Origin of the sequence: Brevibacillus sp. MS2.2, assembly GCF_013284345.1 — a bacterium.
In the GTDB taxonomy this organism is placed as follows: Bacteria; Bacillota; Bacilli; order Brevibacillales; family Brevibacillaceae; genus Brevibacillus; species Brevibacillus brevis_C.
Genome location: NZ_JABSUZ010000030.1, coordinates 50,564 through 68,847, shown reverse-complemented (window position 1 = coordinate 68,847; position 18,284 = coordinate 50,564). Strand labels below are relative to the sequence as shown.

The 18,284-nt window shown below is 42.3% G+C and carries 20 protein-coding genes; 13 read left to right on the top strand and 7 right to left on the bottom strand.

The features are described 5' to 3' along the window. Nucleotides 1-9 precede the first annotated feature (9 nt). The 3 genes from HP568_RS22565 to HP568_RS22555 form a co-directional block, all read right to left on the bottom strand. Complete coding sequence (locus HP568_RS22565) at nucleotides 10-342, bottom strand: AzlD domain-containing protein (protein ID WP_173630289.1); 333 nt, start codon at nucleotides 340-342, stop codon at nucleotides 10-12. Beyond that, the gene (locus HP568_RS22560) at nucleotides 333-1,067 is read right to left on the bottom strand and encodes an AzlC family ABC transporter permease (RefSeq protein ID WP_056490269.1); all 735 of its coding nucleotides are present in this window, start codon (nucleotides 1,065-1,067) and stop codon (nucleotides 333-335) included. Before HP568_RS22560 ends, HP568_RS22565 begins: the two co-directional genes overlap by 10 nt. 82 nt (nucleotides 1,068-1,149) lie before the next feature. After that, on the bottom strand, nucleotides 1,150-1,959 hold the full coding sequence (locus tag HP568_RS22555; protein ID WP_173630288.1) for a TrmB family transcriptional regulator: 810 nt from the start codon (nucleotides 1,957-1,959) through the stop codon (nucleotides 1,150-1,152). 154 nt (nucleotides 1,960-2,113) lie between these two features. On the opposite strand from HP568_RS22555, the gene HP568_RS22550 reads away from it, so the two are divergent. The 6 genes from HP568_RS22550 (at nucleotide 2,114) to HP568_RS22525 (ending at nucleotide 8,365) form a co-directional block, all read left to right on the top strand. Beyond that, nucleotides 2,114-2,821 (top strand): DNA alkylation repair protein, encoded by a 708-nt coding sequence (locus tag HP568_RS22550; protein WP_048031389.1) that lies wholly within the window; start codon nucleotides 2,114-2,116, stop codon nucleotides 2,819-2,821. 268 nt (nucleotides 2,822-3,089) lie between these two features. Beyond that, nucleotides 3,090-3,794: an ABC transporter ATP-binding protein gene (locus HP568_RS22545; RefSeq protein WP_173630287.1), complete on the top strand. Its 705-nt coding sequence runs from the start codon at nucleotides 3,090-3,092 to the stop codon at nucleotides 3,792-3,794. A gap of 2 nt (nucleotides 3,795-3,796) precedes the next feature. Continuing rightward, nucleotides 3,797-6,121, top strand: coding sequence for an ABC transporter permease (locus HP568_RS22540; protein WP_173630286.1), 2,325 nt, complete (start codon nucleotides 3,797-3,799; stop codon nucleotides 6,119-6,121). Nucleotides 6,122-6,298: 177 nt separating this feature from the next. Continuing rightward, entirely contained in the window at nucleotides 6,299-6,691 is a 393-nt protein-coding gene (locus HP568_RS22535; protein ID WP_173630285.1) for a DUF1259 domain-containing protein, read from the top strand. Between the two features lie 138 nt (nucleotides 6,692-6,829). Beyond that, on the top strand, nucleotides 6,830-7,630 hold the full coding sequence (locus HP568_RS22530) for a TatD family hydrolase (protein ID WP_256434950.1): 801 nt from the start codon (nucleotides 6,830-6,832) through the stop codon (nucleotides 7,628-7,630). A 321-nt stretch (nucleotides 7,631-7,951) separates the two neighbouring features. Then, on the top strand, nucleotides 7,952-8,365 hold the full coding sequence (locus HP568_RS22525) for a hypothetical protein (protein WP_173630283.1): 414 nt from the start codon (nucleotides 7,952-7,954) through the stop codon (nucleotides 8,363-8,365). A gap of 143 nt (nucleotides 8,366-8,508) precedes the next feature. On the opposite strand, the gene HP568_RS22520 is transcribed toward HP568_RS22525, so the two are convergent. Next, nucleotides 8,509-9,387 carry a LysR family transcriptional regulator gene (locus HP568_RS22520; RefSeq protein ID WP_173630282.1) on the bottom strand — a complete coding sequence of 293 codons (879 nt, stop codon included), beginning with the start codon at nucleotides 9,385-9,387 and terminating at the stop codon, nucleotides 8,509-8,511. A gap of 97 nt (nucleotides 9,388-9,484) precedes the next feature. Between HP568_RS22520 and HP568_RS22515 the strand changes: the two genes are divergently transcribed. From HP568_RS22515 to HP568_RS22500, 4 genes are all read left to right on the top strand, one after another. Further along, entirely contained in the window at nucleotides 9,485-10,636 is a 1,152-nt protein-coding gene (locus tag HP568_RS22515) for an MFS transporter (protein ID WP_173630281.1), read from the top strand. Nucleotides 10,637-10,729: 93 nt separating this feature from the next. Beyond that, a complete protein-coding gene (locus HP568_RS22510; RefSeq protein ID WP_173630280.1) occupies nucleotides 10,730-10,975 on the top strand; it encodes an ATP-binding protein in 246 nt (81 codons plus the stop codon). A 52-nt stretch (nucleotides 10,976-11,027) separates the two neighbouring features. Then, entirely contained in the window at nucleotides 11,028-11,558 is a 531-nt protein-coding gene (locus HP568_RS22505; RefSeq protein ID WP_048031385.1) for an RNA polymerase sigma factor, read from the top strand. Continuing rightward, complete coding sequence (locus HP568_RS22500; protein WP_173630279.1) at nucleotides 11,545-12,630, top strand: hypothetical protein; 1,086 nt, start codon at nucleotides 11,545-11,547, stop codon at nucleotides 12,628-12,630. The genes HP568_RS22505 and HP568_RS22500 overlap by 14 nt, the downstream gene beginning before the upstream one ends. Nucleotides 12,631-12,720: 90 nt before the next feature. Here HP568_RS22500 and HP568_RS22495 read toward each other — a convergent pair whose 3' ends face one another. Together HP568_RS22495 and HP568_RS22490 are read right to left on the bottom strand one after the other, a co-directional pair. After that, the gene (locus HP568_RS22495; RefSeq protein WP_017250084.1) at nucleotides 12,721-13,464 is read right to left on the bottom strand and encodes a suppressor of fused domain protein; all 744 of its coding nucleotides are present in this window, start codon (nucleotides 13,462-13,464) and stop codon (nucleotides 12,721-12,723) included. 163 nt (nucleotides 13,465-13,627) lie between these two features. Beyond that, nucleotides 13,628-14,530 (bottom strand): GNAT family N-acetyltransferase, encoded by a 903-nt coding sequence (locus HP568_RS22490; protein WP_173630278.1) that lies wholly within the window; start codon nucleotides 14,528-14,530, stop codon nucleotides 13,628-13,630. A gap of 169 nt (nucleotides 14,531-14,699) precedes the next feature. On the opposite strand from HP568_RS22490, the gene HP568_RS22485 reads away from it, so the two are divergent. Together HP568_RS22485 and HP568_RS22480 are read left to right on the top strand one after the other, a co-directional pair. Next, nucleotides 14,700-15,491: an aminoglycoside adenylyltransferase domain-containing protein gene (locus HP568_RS22485; protein WP_048031382.1), complete on the top strand. Its 792-nt coding sequence runs from the start codon at nucleotides 14,700-14,702 to the stop codon at nucleotides 15,489-15,491. Between the two features lie 43 nt (nucleotides 15,492-15,534). Then, complete coding sequence (locus HP568_RS22480; protein WP_254551417.1) at nucleotides 15,535-16,182, top strand: hypothetical protein; 648 nt, start codon at nucleotides 15,535-15,537, stop codon at nucleotides 16,180-16,182. A 40-nt stretch (nucleotides 16,183-16,222) separates the two neighbouring features. On the opposite strand, the gene HP568_RS22475 is transcribed toward HP568_RS22480, so the two are convergent. Continuing rightward, complete coding sequence (locus tag HP568_RS22475; protein WP_173630277.1) at nucleotides 16,223-17,179, bottom strand: helix-turn-helix transcriptional regulator; 957 nt, start codon at nucleotides 17,177-17,179, stop codon at nucleotides 16,223-16,225. Nucleotides 17,180-17,294: 115 nt separating this feature from the next. Between HP568_RS22475 and HP568_RS22470 the strand changes: the two genes are divergently transcribed. After that, a complete protein-coding gene (locus HP568_RS22470) occupies nucleotides 17,295-18,239 on the top strand; it encodes a Gfo/Idh/MocA family protein (protein WP_173630276.1) in 945 nt (314 codons plus the stop codon). The last annotated feature ends 45 nt before the right edge of the window (nucleotides 18,240-18,284 follow it).

The window sequence follows — 18,284 nt, the reverse complement described above, 5'->3', positions numbered from 1 at the left end:
TTGAAGCGATCAAGATGGAAACAAAAAACGTAATACCATCACGACAATAATGCCTGCGAGTACAGTTACCAATAAACTACGTGTTTTTATCGCAATGAAAAAGGTTGGTATGGCTGCTAAAAGTTCAACATTATTAATAGAAAGAGAAACCTTTTCACCATTTTTAAATATTTCTTGAGCTACTAGAGCAGCCATAACAGATATGGGGACATAGCTTAACCATCGTGTTGCCCACTCCGGTAATTGAAAACGACTCAGTACCATAAGAGGAAGGACTCTAGGGATGAATGTAACAAGAGCTGCTCCTACAATCATCAAAAAAACATCCAATCTTACTTCCATTTTTCCATCACCATCCCTATTGTTGAAGCCAAAATTGTCGCAACGATAACTCCCATGCTGCCAGACAACATGGAACTGGTTCCCACAGCAATAACAACTGCAATTATCGCAACAACCACATCACGTTTCATTTTCTTTCGACTTAACATCGAAAGTACCAGAAGTCCAATAAACATCGCGGTCAAGGCAAAATCCAAACCTAATGTTTCAGGATTTGAAATCCATTGTCCGAAGAATGCTCCGGCTATATTGGCTGCGCACCAGTTTAAATAAGCCGTTATATTTAGACCGTGCATCCATTTTTCACTAATGTAGTTCTTTTTTGCAGCTTCGTTAATGGCAACACCAAACGACTCATCGGTAAGTAGCGACCCTACTAGCATGTTCCTAAGCGGAGAAAGATGCCGAAAATATGGTGCTAGGGCTGCACTAAGTAAAAGATGCCGCAGATTAACAAAGAAAATCGTAATAATAATGGTGGTAATCGAACTGCTTGCTGCCATCATTCCAGCAGCGATAAATTGGGCTGAGCCAGCATAAAGAATTAAACTAATCAAGGCTATCTCAGCTATACTAAGACCTGCTGTCCTTTCGATAACACCAGCAGCGAATCCAATACTTAAATAACCCAGCAACGTAGGGACACAATCCTTTACACCTTGGAGAAAAGTATCCTTATCTCTTGAATCTGCCACCGTTTCGATTTGGTCATTCGCTAGACCCATTTTATCCCTCCTTATCCTGATTTATATCCAGGGAGTTATTATGATAACTACTATGAAAAAGTGAAAGAAAATACGGTTCAAATTACTTGAACCGTTTTCCTGTAACTACGTGGAACAGGTCAGGATGGTTAATCCAGAGAGCTTCGGCCTTCTCGGAGCCAATTTCCTTAACTAATTGCGCAAACATTATGTCGTGCCTGATGTACTCCATTGCTACTAATACAAGTGCTGGGTCTTGTGTTTTTATAGCCCATGCAGCAGAATTTGGAGCGAAATTTGCTATTAATACTTCTTCATTGTCCCGGGAGACAATCGTTAAACGACCACTCATACGTTCCTCTGCTACTTTAGGAGACATGTAATCATGATGAGTGGTTGAGCCTATCTCGGTATCGGGTGCTCCAAACAAAATGGAAAACACAGGAACGCCCTCTTCTACACGCTTATCTACATCCTGTTTAATAAAAGAAATCTGTGGTTGCCAAATCGATAACCATAGTTCTTCTCGGGCTTTGTTTATCATGTCGACCATTTCTGTGATAACCAGTTCATCACTACTAATGCGTCGAACCACGTCTACTTGCTGTTCACTTTCTAATGCAGATAGATTTCTTTCAAGATAATCAAATGATTGCTCGAAGGAATTACGCAATCGCGTGATTAATTCTTTAGCTGGCAAAGGAGAGTAGGTCAAAGGCTCAGATGGTACCGTATAAACTGCTCCTTTATCTAACAATTTCCCTAATACCTCATAAATCATGGAACGAGGTACACCCGATCTTTTACTAATCTCATATCCAGTTATAGGCGACTGCTTCAGAAGCCCGATATATGCTTTGCATTCATATTGTGAAAATCCCAATTTCTGAAGTTCTTTATAGATTTCATCCAAAGAAAGCCACCACTTTTCATATTAACTTTAGTCTTTCGTGATGATTATAATAACCTCTACGTTTTATGGTAGTTATTATAATAATCACTAATAATATCGTCAATCCTTTTTGGTGTTTGTATAGTAGTGAAAACAATGAAAGAAGTGATATTCGATGGATTTAGAAACAGTCATGCAAGAGCTTGAAGCTCTCGGCAAGGAACGAACCAAGAAAATTTATCTATCCAATGGTGCTCACGAACCACTTTTTGGCGTGGCTACAGGCGCTATGAAGCCCATGGCGAGAAAAATCAAGATCAATCAACCCTTGGCTGAGCAGCTTTACGCTACCGGGAACTACGACGCTATGTACTTTGCCGGTGTGATCGCAGACCCAAAAGCAATGACCAAGGCAGATTTTGATCGGTGGATGGATTCAGCTTATTTTTATATGCTCTCCGACTATGTGGTTGCAGTAACCTTATCTGAAGCAGATATTGCCCAAGAAGTTGCCGATCACTGGATCACGAGCGGCGAAGAGCTCAGAATGTCTGCTGGCTGGAGTTGTTACTGCTGGCTTTTGGGTAATCGCCCAGATCGTGAATTTTCCGAAAGCAAAATTGCCAACATGCTTGAAACTGTGAAAAATACGATTCACGATTCTCCCGAACGAACGAAATACGCTATGAATCATTTTATTTACACCGTGGGGACTTCTTATTTGCCCCTTCACGATAAGGCGTTCGAAATCGCGAAGGCAGTAGGGCCTGTAGAAGTCCAAAAAGACAAAGCAAAGAGCAAGTTCCTAAACGCTTTCGATAATATTCAAAAGGCAGTAACGAAAGGTCAGCTCGGCTTCAAACGGAAACATGTGAGGTGTTAGTCCCTTTGGTTTCTCGTGAGGAAATCGTATGGACACGGAGTAGCCCTTTAGAGGTTGCTCCGTTTTTTCGTAGCAAGGTGTAATGCTATTTGTAATAGTCGGCGAATGTAAAGGCGATACTGGTCGTGTAGCGTTTTTTTCGAACATGCGAGATCAAACTCCTACTGGAGACGGATGTCAAAATACATCGACTGCGGGATGTAACTACTCCCTATTGGTATATTATGGTACATAGGTTTCAAGAATAAGCTACGAGGAGATGTAATCCGTGAAGACGTTAATCGAATTCAAAAAAGTAACGAAAGAATACAAAATCGGAGAAGTGCCAATCAAGGCACTGAATGGTGTTGATTTTTCCATAGCTGAGGGAGAATTCGTCGTTATTTTGGGTGCGAGTGGTGCTGGTAAAAGTACGATTTTAAATTTGCTAGGCGGAATGGATATGGCTACCTCAGGTCAAGTATTTGTTGGCGAACAAGAAATCACCAGATTCAACGAAAAAAGATTAACGCAATACCGCGGTGAGAAAGTCGGCTTTGTCTTTCAATTCTATAACTTAATTCCGAATTTAAACGCTCTCGAAAATGTTGAGTTTGCTACGGAAGTATGTAAAAACCATCTGGATGCGAAAGAGATTTTACATAAAGTTGGATTACAAAATCGTATGAAAAACTTCCCTTCTCAGCTCTCTGGTGGCGAACAACAAAGAGTTGCAATCGCGCGAGCTGTTGCCAAAAATCCTTTGCTTTTACTATGTGACGAACCAACCGGAGCATTGGATTATGTGACAGGTAAGTCCGTCTTAAAGCTTCTCCAGGATTTGAACAAAGAAACGAAGAAGTGCGTCGTATTGGTCACACACAATTCCGCCATTGCTCCTATGGCTGACAAAATTATTAAAGTGAAAAGCGGAATGATTGAAAGCGTTACCATTAATCGTGAAAAGCAAAGTGTGGAAGGGATTGAGTGGTGATCATGAAATTATTTTTAAAATTAGGAAGGGATATCAAACAATCGATCGGGCAATTTATCGCCTTTGTTTTGGTTATCGCAGTAGGAGCCTTTTTCTATGGGGGGCTAGTCACTTATAGCGATAATCTTCGTGCTTATACAGAAAGTTATTTTCAAGAACATAACATAAGTGACCTAAACGTATTTTACAATCAAATTTCCCAAAATGATGTCGCTGTTTTAAGTGAAACAGAAGGCATTAAAAAAATGGAAGGACGTTATACTTTTGATGCCAAGCAAGCCTTTGAAGGTGAAAAAACTTCTTTGAAAATTCATTCCATCCCTGTCAAAAACGAAATAAACACGATTGCTATGATTGAGGGCAGAATCCCGGCAAAAAAGAATGAGATTTTATTAGATTCTCGCTATGCGAAAGAACATCTTTTTCAAGTCGGCGATGAAATCAGTATTAGCGCGAATGAAAGAAATTTTACATTTACCATTAGCGGCTTGGGTGAGAATGTCGAACATGCAAAAAAGAACGAAATCCAAGACCATAAAACCTACGGAGTCGCTTATATTGCCGAAGAGACCATCCCTGAAATCTTAGGGGGCCTTTCCTATAATGAAATCATGATCGATGCTACAGAAGGTTACGATATTGATAAATTGGGTCAATCCATAGAAGCACAATCCAAACACCTTTCTTATATAAACCAAGTCAGGAAAGAACGGACTTTCAGCTATTCGAAAATAAATGAAACGATCCAAAATAATAAATTGATGAGTATGGTTATCCCTTTCGTTCTCTTTTTGATTGTAGCTATTATCCTGTTTCTTACCATGTCGAGAATGATTGATTCGCAAAGAAACCAAGTAGGGATTATGAAGGCTTTAGGTGTCAAAAACAGAAACATCATGCTTCATTACATGGGATACCCTGTGCTGGCAGGTATCATCGGCTCAATCATCGGTTGTGCGATTGCCGCTCTCTTATTTGTTCCATTGGTAACGGCATCGTCTGCAAGAGCCTACTCTCTGCCTGGCATTACATATTCCCTTTCCTTTTATTCTTTCATTCCCCCCATTATTTTCTCCAGTGCTTTTGGTATCCTAGCGTGTTACTTAAGTGGTAGAACCCTGTTAAAAGAACGTGCGGCTCAGGCTATGCGTCCTAAACCGCCAAAGAAGATGAAAACGTTATTGATAGAGCGAATTCCGGGTATTTGGAGTCATATTTCCTATAGCTACAAGCTCATTTTGAGAAATATTTTCCTCAATAAACAAAAAGCTTTAGCAAGCTCAGTTGGTGTTGTTGTAAGCACGGTCTTATTGATAACGGCTTTTGGCACTCAATCTGCCTTGCAAAAAGTAGCTAGCCAAATTGAAGAAGTCTATACGTATGATTTGCGAGTAGATTATGCGATGGGAACATCTCCTGATACGGTAAAATTACCCTCCGGCATAAAAAATCAATATTATTTATCCACCTTTCCTGTTGAAATCATCAACGGTGATGAAAAAGATAATGCCACTCTCGTTGTTACGGAAAAAGAAAACACTCTCATTCATTTCTTTGACGAAAATGATAATCGGATCACGTTAGAAAATAATGGTGTGCTGGTACCAAAATCCTATGCCGACAAATATCAGATTTCAGCAGGAGATATCATCCATATAGCTTTCAAAGCACCAGAGCTTATAAATAAATCTGTAGAAATGAAGGTTTTACATATATCTACGCAGTATTCGAACCCTTCGTTTTATATCACACCAGACTATTTAATGAGCTTTGGCATAGACTACAGTCCAACCTCCCTTTTCGTTCAAGCAAATAGCTCTGTAGATCTTAGTAGCATTCGTAACTTCTTTGAACAAGATCCTCAAGTAGAAGCCCTTGCAGATAGAAATGATCTAAAGAAAACCGCAGAATATATTTTGAAACAAAACAATTTTGTCTTTATCATGTTTATTGTTTGCGCCGTCATCCTCTCTTTTGGCGCGATCTACACAATCTCTTCCATCAACATTTATGAAAGGAATCGCGAGCTTGCAACACTTAAGGTATTAGGCTATCAAAAACATAAAATAAACAGACTTATCTTTTTTGAAAACATGATACTCACTACCTTTGCGATCCTTGTAGCTCTACCGATAAGCGGTTACGTTTATTCCATGATTGTCAAGGCACTGTCTAGTACCCATCAACAAATCCCGGATCAATTAACGCTTCCTATCCTGTTGGTTTCTGTTATGCTTGCCTACTTGCTTACGATTCTGTCCAATCTGCTACTTCGTAGAAAAGTAACCAACATCAATATGATTGAATCCTTAAAAGGAGTAGACTAAAACTATTGACCAACTGCCTTACGTGTAATGCATTCATGGCAAATCTGGCTATTGGGTGGGCAATCTATGCCTCATAATGTACGCACTAGTTAGGAGAAGCCCCCGTAGATAGGCCATCATCCGTTTCCATTCTATACCTGTCTTCATACGATGACAAAAACAGGGAGGAAACGAGGAATGCCCAAAAAAGTATCGCTTTGTGAGCAGTTCTCCAGAATTATCCGGGGGCAATCTGGCTTTGCTGGCGGAAAATGCGTCTCGACCATCAATCGAAATCAAATAAAAGCGACCATTTTGGGAAAAAGATTTCGCGTAACGTCTTCATTTTCATTTGAATCCTTGAATCCCAAAACGGGTAAGGCCCTCTGTTTAGGGAGAGCGGCATTCCTACAGAAAGAAGTCAATCCATTCATTACAGCCATTCGAAATCAAGGCATCAAAGTCTCGTCTGTCCGCAATGAATGGTTATTCGATCGTCCCCGCGTGATTTATGTAAATATTGAAGCAGTCGATAAACCTCTTGCTTTCGCAAGAAAAGTAAGGCGAGCATTAGATGCCATTCCTTCATGAGAATAGAAAGAAACGAGTCCTCTCTTTCACCGCAGAGAGGATTTTTTCGTCTCTAGAACATCACAACTCGATCAGCTATAATGAAAAACAACCAAAAACGGGAATTTTAGCAAAATTATACCTCTTACATAGGAAGGATTGATTCTCTTGGATACACAGATCATCGATATAGGCGTAAACCTGATGCACCGCTCCTTTCAACAAGACCGCGATGAGGTCGTTGCCAGAGCAGAAAAACAAGGTATTTATCCATTAATTTTGACGGGAACAAGCCTGAGAAACAGTATGGATGCCTCCCGATATGCGAGTCGCTTCAAAGGAAAGCTGTACGCTACGGCAGGGATTCATCCTCACGATGCCAAAAGCTGTGATGAATCGACGATCAAGAAATTAAGAGAATTGGCGTCTCTTCCCCATGTGGTAGCAATTGGAGAGTGCGGGTTGGATTATAACCGTGACTTTTCCCCGCGTGATATTCAAAGAAAGTGGTTCATTGAACAAATTTCCCTGGCCACAGAACTTCAACTGCCGTTGTTTTTGCATGAACGCGATGCTCATCTTGACTTTGTCTCGATTCTCAAAGAGCATCGTCAAAATATAAATCGTGCGGTTGTACACTGCTTTACCGGAACCCCCAAGGAATTGGAAACCTATTTAGAAATGGACTTCCATGTTGGGATTACGGGATGGATTTGTGATGAACGACGTGGGAAACATCTTCGGGAGCTTGTCAAAAAAACCCCCTTGAATCGTTTGATGATTGAAACAGATGCGCCATTTTTAACCCCTCGTGATTTGAAAGAAAAGCCTGTGGATGGTCGAAATGAGCCAATGTATTTGAGACATATATTGCACGCGGTCGCACAATGTATGGAGTTGAGCCCTGAGGAAGTGGCCAACGCTACTACCAAGACTGCGAAAGAATTTTTTAACGTATAGGTCGTTTTCGCAAGAGGGTCTCGTGCCCTCTTTTTCTTTTTGTGAAAGGCAGTGAATATCGAGCATTTCACAAAAACGTCGCTTTACAGTTGTTAAAAATAGATTTAAATTACAAATAATGGATGCAAATAAAAGAAAGGTGGGTTGTTTATGCTAAAAAAAAGTATGGCTTCAAGTCTAGGTCTTCTCTTCGTTGTACTGTCTTTCACACTTCCTACTCAGGCTGCAGAACCAACGCTTTCGAAATCATCTGAACAAAATATTTCATCCCATGCATCACTAAAGCAATCCCTATCAACCAGCTCTTCTTATGGAGCGAAAATGTGGATCAAGAATAATCAACTGGTCCCACAAGGCTGGGTGATTACCGACAGTACTAGTACTCAATTCGAAATTACATGCGTGATTGGAGCTACGTACAGATCGACACTATGGATCAAGTACAACCAACGGATTCCCGATGGATGGGCTGTTATAGATGGCAGTGGTACTTCCCTTCAAATGATTTATACACAAGGCGCTGGTTACGGAGATAAACTGTGGGTACGAAACAATCAAATCATGCCTCAAGGATGGGTCATTACAGATAGTACGACGGATAAATTTGAAATTACGAGTATTCAAAGAGCTCCAAAGGGAGCGAAGCTATGGATCAGGTATAATCAACAGATTCCAGCAGGCTGGGTTGTTACCGATCGGTTTAACACGAAAATTCAAATCACTTTTATGGGCTAGAGAGATTGCGTAAATCCCTAGCAAAAACAAAACTAGAAGTCATTAAGTAGACTTATGCTCAAGTAACCGCCAGAGTTGGAATCTCAATGGGCGGTTACTTATTTTCTTCGGAATGAAAAGAGTTTCCACTCCCCCTGCTGAGCCTATGCTTCGTCCCCAAAAACACTCTTGGCCACTGCAAGAAACGCTTTTACGGCAGGCGAAGCATCAGAAATGGAATGGCAGGCTAACGCTACATTTCTCCAGTTCGATACATTCAGATTCCCAACTCGAATATTTGGCTGTGATTTGAGAAATAATTCAGGGCCGATCGTGACCCCGAGTCCTTCTTTTACCATGTTCGCGATGGTGTTACAATCGTGTACTTCAAAACGTATACACGGCTTAAGCTTCGCTTCCTGAAAAATCTCATTCACATGGGATTGATACATTCCAGTTGGCATAATAAAAGGTTCTTCCTTTAAATCCTGAATTGAAATGTTCTCTTGTCCGTTAAATTTATGATGGACAGAAAAGGCTACAACCATTTTATCCTTCTTAATTGGAATCATTTCAAACTCGGCTTGAGAATTGTGCTCCACAACAAATCCAATGTCGACTACTCCAGTTTTTAGCCACTTCGTAATTTCCTCATAGGTACCTTCATAAAACTTAAACTCTATCTTGGGATGCCTCTTCTGAAATTTTGAAAGAATTTTTGGCAATAAACAAGCGGAAGCGCTGGCGAACGTACCGATACGTATCGTTCCTACTTCAATTTTTGATGCTAAAGCTACCTCTTGATTGATCTTTTCCATTCTATTCAAAATCTCTCGCATATGAGGCAAAGCCATCTGTCCTATTTCTGTAAGAAGGACTCCTTTTTTTCTGTCCCGAATGAACAATGAAACGCCCCATTCTGACTCCAGACTTGCGATAGCATGACTTACGGCTGATTGGGTCATATTCAACTGGTCGGCGGCTCTCGTAAAACTTCCAAGCTCCACGATTTTCGTAAAAACCTCGAAACGAGCAATTGTCATGAGTTTTTACTCATCTCTCAAATGAAAAACATCAATTTTACTCATGTTATCATTCGTTTTAGAATGAGGGCAAGATGATGAAAAAGGAGAAGAGAGTATGAATCGCATAGCCATATATTTACTAGCTCTTGGGGCATTTGTAACTGGAACCGCAGAATTTGTTGTATCCGGCATTTTGGAACTCATCTCGACTGATTTGAATGTGTCGATATCTATGGCAGGGCAATTAGTTACCGTCTTTTCCTTATCGTATGCGTTTGGGGCACTTGTACTAGTGATGTTGACTGCAAGATTTGAAAGAAAAAAAGTGTTGCTCTATTCTATGATTATTTTTATTGCGGGAAATATCCTTGCCCTTTTCAGTTTTCATTTTCATGTTCTCATGCTTTCACGTATTGTCCTTGCTATGAGTGGTGGGCTGTATATCGTCGTCGCAACCAATTTCGCTGCCAAGCTTGGGCAACCTGCTAAACGAGGAAATGCAATCGCAACCGTAATTACAGGATTTTCTGTTTCTTTAGTGTTGGGTGTCCCCATTGGAACGTTAATAGCAGCATATATGGACTGGCGCTTTGTCTACCTGATTATTGCTGTCGTCACACTCGTCAATCTTATGCTGTTAAACAAATTTATTCCCAAAGTACACGGTGACAATCCAATTCCTTTCAAACAGCAATTGCTTTTTCTCCAAGATAAGCAAGTAATCAGCGGGTTACTCACCACCGTATTTTGGATTCTCGGATACACCATGGTTTTTACTTATATTGCTCCGTTTTTAAGCACCTCGGCTGGTTTTTCGATAGAAATGATTAGCTCTGCCCTTTTGGTGCTAGGTGTATTTGCTTTCATCGGCTCTCGCTTTGGTGGGTATGCAGTGGATAAGTGGGGACCTGTCCGAACAATTTCCATTAGTTTAATCGTCCATTCAGTAGCGTTATTCGCATTAACGGCAACGGCAGCTTCGACAATAGGTGCTTTTCTTACCATTATGATTTGGGGGGCCGCTGCATGGACAACAACTCCCGCAAACCAGTCTTATTTGATTTCTTTAAAACCACAATCCTCAGAAATTGTCCTGAGCTTCCATACTGCATTAATGAATATTGGCATGACATTGGGAGCAGGTTTAGGTGGAGTGGTGATCAAGTACGCAGCCATTCAAAATTTAGGCTGGCTAGGGGGATTAATTGTGTTGTTGGCGCTATTCTTTTCCTCCTATTCGTTCAGAATAAAAAAATCTGATATGTAAGCTTGAACAAAGAAGCGTTCGTATGGAACAATTGATGCTTGGCGTCAAACAAATGCTAACTATCCTGGCAGCCGAGAAGGACGCTCAGATTACATGGGAATATCGCATGAATACGTTGCATTAAAGGCATGTAGTGCTGGTGGACATATCAAGGTGGTCACTGAGCTGGAGAATGAACATAAGGTGATCGCAGTCGAGGATAACGGCAAAGGCATGTCCGCAGAGCATCTCCTCCACATTACAGATGCGTTTTACCGGGAAAAAGGACAACAACCAAATGGATATTTCGCAAAGACATCTGATGGATCAACTCGGGTGTCTACTTTTTTGGGAAAGTGAAAGATTGTCAGCAGCTTTTCCGTCTATACAGTGACAAGGAGGTGTAACACCAGTGGAGGATCATAGTGGCGCACGAATCGAGCAATGGTTTCACTCATACAGCCAGGATATATATCGATTTCTCGTCTATTACACGGGACGAACCGATATCGACGATCTTGTTCAGGAGACCTTTATTCGTGCCCTGAAAGCCATACACGACACAGAGGTTGAGAATCCCAAAACGTGGCTGTTTGCCATAGCACGAAACGTAGCTATTGATGAAAGACGCAAGACAAAGCTAATTAGCTGGTTGCCGGATATCTTCTTGCAGCACCTCGTTTCGCACGACAAAACACCGGAAGAGTCCCTGATGTTAAGTGAAAACAAGCGTCTGCTCTATGAAATGATCAATCAGTTAAAGTCTTCTTATCGGGACGTGTTGATACTCAGAGGGATCAAGGGATTATCGAGCAAGGAGACTGCGGAGGTTTTGGGATGGACGGAAAACAAGGTCAATCTTACTTTGCACAGAGCAATAAAAGCGATTCAAAACAAAAGGCATGTTTCGATTGCGGAGGTGATGAACGATGCCATCATGTGATGAGCAGATCATTCTAGAAGAATTGAATCAATTCCCGGAGCAAATCCTTTCCCGAGAACGAAGCCAAGCAATATTAGAGGGTGTGCGAGAAGAAGGAGGTAGACTTCAAAAAGTGAACAAACGAAGAATGTACTATGGATGGATGGCAAAAGGGCTGATCACCTGCGGCCTGTTGCTCGGTTTTTTCTGGATGAAACCATTTTCTACACCAGCAGAATCAACGAGCAGTGCAGCTTTGACTCCCGAAGAGCAAAAGTATTTTACGGCTGCCCAGCAGGCAATCACTACGGCGAGCGGCATTGAGAAGAATTTTACTTTTGCAGAGATCGAGAAAAACGAGGAGTCCTTTGTTGTACTGACAAAGGATGAAGAAGCCTGGGTATATTTTAAGGCCGATACGACAGAGGTGATTGCCGTCAAAGCAACTTTTGCCATCCAAGAATTGACGGAACCTTATCAAAAATATGTAGAGACTGCACGTGAAGCCTATAGGGTTACGAAACAACCGGTTAACTTCGAAACAACAGAATTTTATAAAAGAAAAGACATAGCTATTCTAAGCTTTGACTTGGATCAAGATCAGGATGTTGATGTTGATTTATCTACAAACAAAGTCATTGATTATACCTTGAATTACAACCCTAAGGATGCAGATCAAAAGTCTCTGGACATCGCGCAAAAAGCTTTGACGCGCTTCACCAATAAAAATGATCTCTCCTTCACCCTAGCCGTAAAATCATCAGATGAGAAAGAGGATAGGTGGACGTTTCACAACGAGCAAGAAAGATATGAGGTGGAAGTCGGAGCAAAAACAGGCCAAGTATATGATGTGCAGCATGTAACGGAACACAAGCATATTATCATCAAATCAATCGATGAAGCGATTCCCGTCACGAAGCCGCTTATTCAAGATATTTTTGGCATAGACACTACTGGGTACAAGGCTTATGGCGGCAAGGATTGGGGCGGCTATATATTGAGAAGTGACACTCCTGGGAAACCACGTTTATCCATAAAGCTTTTTGATAGGGATGTTGGAACGATTTATGGGATCGGTATAGAAAGAGACTGACTTTGAGTTTGGAGGTCACAGCAAAGGAGCAACGGGTTCTATATCGTATATGGAACCCGTTTTGTTACACGCTCATGCTTTCATATATTTTTACTTGCACGTATTTCTTCTATTCGGATTCAAAATTAGCGCATCATCTTCCAGCTCAAACAATTTATCCAACAGCGCATCCAAGCCATGCTCCAATTTATATTCCATCTCTTCTTTATACAAAGGAATCAAGAAATAGGCATGAACCTTGTTCCCATCCTTGGTGGGAATGACGCTGATCTCTTCGGATAGCTGAAACAGAACGACTCCATTTAAGCCAGTGCCATCCGCATACGGTACATAGTCCTCATAATTCGGTATCGTATGTCCGTATCCCAACCACGTATTGTACTGGTGAGGAAAACGAGCCATTTGCTTCATCAGCCTGATCGGCCAGTAGTTGTTTTCATCCTGTAGCGATTCTTGTGTCAGCTCCCAGGAAGCCGGCAAAAATATCATCACTTCTGCTCGATCGAAATTCTCTTCCATCTGCTCCTGTATTTCATCCGGGATCGTCATCGGTAAATCACTCATCCCAGTCGTATACAGAACCCAAAATGGTTCTTCTTCTGTAGGACTCATTACATTCACATCAATATGAATCATATCGGAAATAATTTCGTGAAAAACACTGCTTTCTCTTCCCGCAAATACCGTCTCAAAGTGGGCAACAATTTCTTCTACATATTCCATGGGAGCTGGGGGTTCATAATCAGCTTGTTCGTTATATGTGTAAATCGCAGTGCCGTCCCCTGACTTTTCTCCGTTGTTCGTACCGCCGAATAGCTTCTTGAAAAAATTCATCGCAAATCCTCACCTTCTCATATTTAGACGCTGGGTCCTCTCTATTGTATCGGCATGAGATACACCCAACATTTACCTTATCTTTGTAATTCTTGCAAGGGAATTTCGAATCAACTTGCACAAAAAAGAGGGGCGCTACTCTAGCGCTCCTCCCATGTCCTTCTTATTTCAGCACCATATAGTACCTGATCTCCTCTTTATCTACCTCGAATCCAACCGATTTGTATAGAGACAAAGCAGTTTCATTCGTCGTTTCCACCATGAGATACGCGGATTTCAGTTCATGCGATTTTAGATATCCCAATGCTTGTGTCAGTAAAAACTTCGCAAGCCCACGCTTTCTCCAAGGTTCCTGTACGAAAACATCCTCGACTACTCCTACGTTTTCCTCCTGCCATGCCATCAAGCTGGCAGCAATCGTGTCGTTTTGACGAATCACCATGGATGTCCAAAGCGCCTTGTTCTTGTATTCAGAAAGTCTTTCAAACCCTAAAGGAGCGTCCGGCCAAATCGTGGCTTCCAGATCCAAGTAATCTTTTTCTTCCTGTGCGCTCTCCATTTTCCAATACGAAAAGTGAAAGTTTTCATCCAGCGTTAACGCGGGGATGGGTTCTAGTAAATCACGCTTCATCTGAAACAAGCTATTCCAATGGGTATAGCCCTTTTGGATAAAAATGCGGTTGTTTTCTACTTCGGATGAATCGTTACCGACACACAGCATCGTTTGGTATTCACTTGGCAACGTTTCTTTTACTTGCAAGGCTCTTAGAAATAGGTGCTGGTACACGTTTTCTAGCAAATCGAAGTCATTGTCTCTTTCCGGTAGCGCCTTCAGATTCAGGTAGATCGAATGCTTATTTGCTGCTGAACGTCCAGGAGGGATAATCGTAATAATACTGACTTGCCCCTTCGCCACCATCTTTCCATTTTCAAATGCACAATAGACATTACTCCAATTTGCTTCTTCACCGACCCACCAAAACGTGGCGTTTTCTTTTGAGGTAACGGCTTGATATAGCTCGCCAAGTAACGAGAAGTCTTCATTTTGAAAATTCCGAATAATCATACCGTGTCCCTCCTTGGCTATCAAACCATTTTTCTATCAGATTAGAATTCATCTTGCGAGAAAATTAAAAACCAAGTAAACTTTATCTCATTTACTGGTGGTATGAAAATTATGGAAATGATCAATTTCACAGGCGACTTCGAAAAAGTTGGGGAGAAGGAGTTTCCTTATGGACAAGAGAATCCCAGAAAGTGTTAGACCTTTCTTACACGACTATACGCAACGACTCATGGCAGAACTGCCTGATGCCATCTACGGTGTGTATTTGTATGGCTCTATTGCGCTGTCAGGCTTCGAGGAAGATAACAGCGATATTGATTTTGTAACGATCTTGCATAGTGGGTTAACGAATGCAGAAATAAAAACGCTCAAGAACATTCATTATGCTCTCCAAAACGCCAACCCACTCGCTAAAAGAATGGACGGCATGTATATCAAGCTGGATGACATCGGAAAAACCAATCTATCCTTGGAGCCTTATCCTTACGTTGACAATGGGACATTCAAATCATCCGGCCACTATGATGTCAATCATGTGACGTGGTGGATCCTCAAGCAACAGGGCATTACCGTTATGGGGAAAAGTATTGAAGCATTACACATCCCTACCCAGTGGTTTGATGTCGGGGAAACGATGAAATACAATGTACATGATTATTGGTCACCGAAAGGAAAAAGCATGCGGAAATTCTTGCTCGATGGATGGGTAGACTTCGCCGTTTTCACCTTATGCCGAATCTATTACGCGCTCATCCATGAGGACATTATTCCGAAGAGAAAAGCCGTAGAACAGGCTCTGCAAGAACTCCCAAATGAATGGCATCTTTTACTGAAAGAATCCTTGCGAATACGCTACCACCCAAACGAACCATCTTTATTTTCGAACAGAATCAAGCGGGCAAAGGAAACCCAGCGCTTTATACACTATATCTGCGAGCTGTCGCCTAGTAAGACGGAATAACACCACACAAAACATGGCGCACAGATCATCCCAAGACTCCACCTTGGACCAAAAGAAAGCTTGCAGCGAGCCGAAGCTCTACGGCAAAGCCGCTTTCCGTAAAGAAGGAGATTTGCTTATGAAGATCATGGAGCATCTGCACCTTGAGCATTTTAGACAAATGGAACAACTCGAGCTTCAATATTATGATGCTGAATTTATTACACCGTACCAAGAGAGCTACAATTGGTATTTGTTTCGTCCCGATTCGGTCGTTGCGATCGAAGAGAATAGGCGCATCATCGCTTTTATGAACCTGCTTCCCGTCAAGCCTCATATCTACCTGCAAATTGCGCAAGGGACGTTTAAAGACAGCCTGATGACGACTGCGGATATTGAAGATTTAACTACTTCTCCCGAGCAAGTCTATTATTTTCTGTCCTGTGTGGTTGTCGATCAATCTTATCGGAAAAGCGCTGCCTTGCCCATGATGCTGCATCGTTATCTCGATGTACTGGCTCATGTCGAACAGAGTGGCTGCCGCATCCAATCAATCATCATGGATAATATTACGGAAGCTGGCAATCGTTTCGCTCAGCGCCTTAACATGAAGCATGTATGTATCAGTGACCACGACTCTCATATACATGCCTCGGACTATGAGAGCTTCAAACAACATGTTCACGCGAGTTATCCCATGCTTTCCCGCTGAAGGCTTCGCATCGACTTGATGTGAAGCCTTTTGGCGTACGCTACGTATACAGTGCCATACATTCTCGCAGCCTCTCTTCTGCAAAAGCTCTTAATTCCGCTGGCTCCACTACCTCCATATGTCCGATTATATCCAAAATATCGCGACATGCTCTTTCATAACTGTACAAATTAACCGTCAATTGCTCGTACTCTCCGTGCTGCACAGCGGAAATCACCTCCAGCCTCTCTCGCACGGCCAGCTTTTCAGCATGCAATCTGATCACGACAGGAAAATGTTCGACTTCACGACAAACCCGCTTAAACTCCGCCTCCTGATTCGTCCAATAACGGGCCAACGAAAAGCTCTCTGGAATCCCGAATGTCTCCTCCAGTACATGAACAGAAGGAATCCGCTCGCACTTGAATGTTCGAATCTCCTGCGCTTTTTCACAGAAAGCAACGAGATACCACTCCGTTTTTTTCACGACGAGACCGTAGGGACATACCGTACGTAGCGAGCTGCTCCCATCCATTTTGCGGTAGGAAATGACCACTTTGCTTGATCGCCAAACCGCTGCCCGCAAAACCTCCAGATTCGGTATGACTACTCTCTCTTCCCACCACGGCATCTCATCGAAATAGAAACGCTTCTTCGCTTTCTCGATATCCGGCTGATAAGTCTGAGGCAGCGTCTTTTCCAGTTTGAGCAAAGCAGACGTTAATTTGTGTCCAGTCTCGGTATCCTGCCCTACATGAATCCCCATCCCGGTCAAATACAAGTGCACCACATCATCGACATACAGTTGTTTCAGATTGACCGTATATCCTTCCATCAAATAAATTCCACCGCCAGGCCCCGAGGTTGCCGCGATCGGAATCCCTGCCTGGGATAGTGCGTCAATATCCCGATAAATCGAGCGAACAGACGTCTCCAGTGCTATAGCGAGTTCTTTTGCTTTCATTTTTCCCCTTGATTCGATCAGTAGCAATATCGCAATCAATCGATGCAGTCTCATCTCCAGCCTCCACTACAAACAAACTACTCTATTTTTCAACGCGACCAAATTGATGACACAACGCTGTCAACAATACAAAGATATCATAGAGCTATCAGGATAGGAGGGATGCAAGATGAATATCGCAGTATTAGGGACCGGCTTTGGTGCGTACCATGCACATCTGCTGAAAAAAATGGATGGTGTAGATAGATTGGTAGTTTTCGGTCGAAGTAAATCGAAGCTGCAAAAGCTACAGGAAGAGCTGCATGTGGAGATTACAGAGCATATGGACGAGATCATGCGCGATCCTACTATCGATGTCGTTGATATTTGCCTGCCTTCACAGTTGCATCGGCAATACGCTGTAGAAGCACTCGAAACCGGAAAGCATGTATTCTGCGAAACACCGGTTTGTTATACGCTAGACGATGCACAAGCCATGAAGCATGCAAGGGACCGGTCGGGGAAAAAGTTGTTGGTGAATCAGTTTATCAAATTTGACCCGGCGTACACCTACCTTCGTAGTGCACATGCAGAAAACAAGTACGGACAGCTTCTCTCCCTCTCGCTTAAAAGAGAAACAGCTCCCTTATGGGGGGATTTAGGCTTGTCCTCCATTACGACGAATCTGATGATTCATGAGCTGGACTTCGTAACATGGCTGTTCGGTCACAATGCCAGTATGAGCGCATGGGGGGCAGAATCATCGGATAAAAAACAGTCCATCGTCCACTCGCACTTTCGTTACCCTGATGTGCATGCTGAAATAGTCTCCTCCTCGCAGATGCCGACCTCGTACCCATTCACTGTCGGTTACGAAGCGTACTTTGAGAAGGCAAAGCTCGTTTTTCAGGAAGCCGATAGCCATGGTCAAACGGAATCTTTCTTATGGGAATACACATCCTCAGGCAAGAATGCCCTCGTTCTCGAACCTGTCAATCCGTATGAAGAGAGCTTGCGTCATGCCATTCAATGCTTTGCGGACCATACAGAATCGATCATCGATGTTGATCATGCAGTTGAGTCCTTCGAGCTTGCGCTTGCTTTACAGAAACAGCTTGCGAGCCAACGCCAGTAAAGAACGAAACCTCCATGAAGCGTCTTTTCATGGAGGTTCGTTGCT

What these genes read in the sequence shown, in the direction of transcription:
- HP568_RS22475 (WP_173630277.1), bottom strand. Translation starts at nt 17,179, where the DNA reads ATGAGACTGCATCGATTGATTGCGATATTGCTACTGATCGAATCAAGG.
- HP568_RS22495 (WP_017250084.1), bottom strand. Translation starts at nt 13,464, where the DNA reads ATGAATTTTTTCAAGAAGCTATTCGGCGGTACGAACAACGGAGAAAAG.
- HP568_RS22510 (WP_173630280.1), top strand. Translation starts at nt 10,730, where the DNA reads ATGGGAATATCGCATGAATACGTTGCATTAAAGGCATGTAGTGCTGGT.
- HP568_RS22535 (WP_173630285.1), top strand. Translation starts at nt 6,299, where the DNA reads ATGCCCAAAAAAGTATCGCTTTGTGAGCAGTTCTCCAGAATTATCCGG.
- HP568_RS22500 (WP_173630279.1), top strand. Translation starts at nt 11,545, where the DNA reads ATGCCATCATGTGATGAGCAGATCATTCTAGAAGAATTGAATCAATTC.
- HP568_RS22485 (WP_048031382.1), top strand. Translation starts at nt 14,700, where the DNA reads ATGGACAAGAGAATCCCAGAAAGTGTTAGACCTTTCTTACACGACTAT.
- HP568_RS22565 (WP_173630289.1), bottom strand. Translation starts at nt 342, where the DNA reads ATGGAAGTAAGATTGGATGTTTTTTTGATGATTGTAGGAGCAGCTCTT.
- HP568_RS22525 (WP_173630283.1), top strand. Translation starts at nt 7,952, where the DNA reads ATGTGGATCAAGAATAATCAACTGGTCCCACAAGGCTGGGTGATTACC.
- HP568_RS22515 (WP_173630281.1), top strand. Translation starts at nt 9,485, where the DNA reads ATGAATCGCATAGCCATATATTTACTAGCTCTTGGGGCATTTGTAACT.
- HP568_RS22560 (WP_056490269.1), bottom strand. Translation starts at nt 1,067, where the DNA reads ATGGGTCTAGCGAATGACCAAATCGAAACGGTGGCAGATTCAAGAGAT.
- HP568_RS22550 (WP_048031389.1), top strand. Translation starts at nt 2,114, where the DNA reads ATGGATTTAGAAACAGTCATGCAAGAGCTTGAAGCTCTCGGCAAGGAA.
- HP568_RS22520 (WP_173630282.1), bottom strand. Translation starts at nt 9,387, where the DNA reads ATGACAATTGCTCGTTTCGAGGTTTTTACGAAAATCGTGGAGCTTGGA.
- HP568_RS22470 (WP_173630276.1), top strand. Translation starts at nt 17,295, where the DNA reads ATGAATATCGCAGTATTAGGGACCGGCTTTGGTGCGTACCATGCACAT.
- HP568_RS22540 (WP_173630286.1), top strand. Translation starts at nt 3,797, where the DNA reads ATGAAATTATTTTTAAAATTAGGAAGGGATATCAAACAATCGATCGGG.
- HP568_RS22490 (WP_173630278.1), bottom strand. Translation starts at nt 14,530, where the DNA reads ATGATTATTCGGAATTTTCAAAATGAAGACTTCTCGTTACTTGGCGAG.